Consider the following 1,397-nt stretch of genomic DNA (forward strand, 5'->3'; position numbering starts at 1 on the left):
CCCCGCCGCACCGGCGGGCGCCGGGCGGCCGGGCGCGGCAGCGGGGGCGGGGGGCGGCCCGGCGGGGGTCGCGGCCGGAAGCGCCGGCCCGGCCGGGGCGGCGCCGAACGCGGCGGGCGCGGCCGCGCCGGCGGAGGGCTCGCCCACGGGCCCGCTCAGGGGCGCGGTGGGGATGCCGCCGCCGGGCTCCGTCGGCTCGCCGGGCGCGGTGGGGCCGGCGAGCGGGGCGCTCCAGCGCACCGAGGTGTCCAGCGAGCGGAGCGTGCGCAGCCAGGCCAGCGACATGGGCCGCGCGGCGGGGTCGACCGAGAACATGGCGGTGACGGCCGCCACCGCGTCCGGGCCGGCGCCCGCCAGCAGGGGCAGCGCTGCGTAGGCGGCGCGCAGCTGCTCCGGCGCGGGCGGCGGCTCCTCCCCCGTCAGCGCGTAGTAGACGATGGCGCCGAAGGCGTAGCGGTCGGTGGCGGCCGTGTACTCGCCGGCGAAGACCTCGGGGGCGGCGTAGCCGGGGGTGAACCAGGGGCGGGCGGTCATGTGCCGGGCGGCGATGCGGCTCAGCCCGAAGTCGACCAGCGTCGCCTGCCCCTCGCTGCTGATCATGATGTTGCCGGGCGACAGGTCGCCGTGCACGACGATGCGGCGGGACGGCGTGGCCCGTCCGGAGTGCAGGTGGTCGAGCACCTCGGCGACCTGCTCCAGGTAGCCCAGGACCTCGCGCCGGGCGCGGGGCGAGTCGAGGGGGTGCTCGGCCCGCCAGTCGCGCAGGTCGACGCCCTCGACGTGGTTCATCACCAGGTACAGGCACCGGTCGCCCGAGCGGGCCGCGCCGCCCTGCGGGTGCTCGGGCGCGCCCTCGAAGTGCTCGCGCACGCCCACGACGCCGAGCCGGTGGATGAAGCGGAGGAGTTCGGCCTGCTCGCCCCACCGGGCACTCAGCTCGGCGAACTCCGCCGGTGAGGAGGCGACCTCGGCGTTGAGGACCTTGACCACGACCGGCTCGGTCCCGCCCGCCAGCCGGACCTCCGCGAGGTAGAGCGTGGCCTCGCCGCCGCGCCCGACGGAGCGCACGAGGCGGTACTTGTCCGGCTGGGAGTCCGGGCCGACGAACAACGCAGAACTCACGGGCGACGCTTCTTCCACAACGGGGCGTGTGCGACAGCGGAGGGGAATCGGGACAAGGGTAACCGGAGTCCCACGGGCCCCGGCACGGGCGGCTCCGGCGCCCTCCGGCACGGCGCCGACCGCGCCGCCCCCGGCGGCCGGTACCCTGCGGAACCGGGGACGACGAGGGCGAGAAGGCGGAGTGGTGGAACGCGTGCTGGACGGCCGGTACCGGCTGGTGGAGCGGCTGGGCTCCGGCGGCATGGGCGAGGTGTGGCGGGCCGAGGACACCCGCC

At 78.0% G+C, this 1,397-nt stretch carries 1 protein-coding gene; it reads right to left on the bottom strand.

The annotated features are described in order from the left end of the window. Positions 1 to 1,122, bottom strand: a 1,122-nt coding sequence (locus NT8_RS28060; protein WP_157516011.1) for a serine/threonine protein kinase, incomplete at its 3' end; no start/stop codon positions are given. Positions 1,123 to 1,397 lie beyond the last annotated feature (275 nt).

Origin of the sequence: Nocardiopsis trehalosi NBRC 14201 (assembly GCF_001552555.1) — a bacterium.
GTDB classification, from domain to species: Bacteria; Actinomycetota; Actinomycetes; order Streptosporangiales; family Streptosporangiaceae; genus Nocardiopsis_B; species Nocardiopsis_B trehalosi.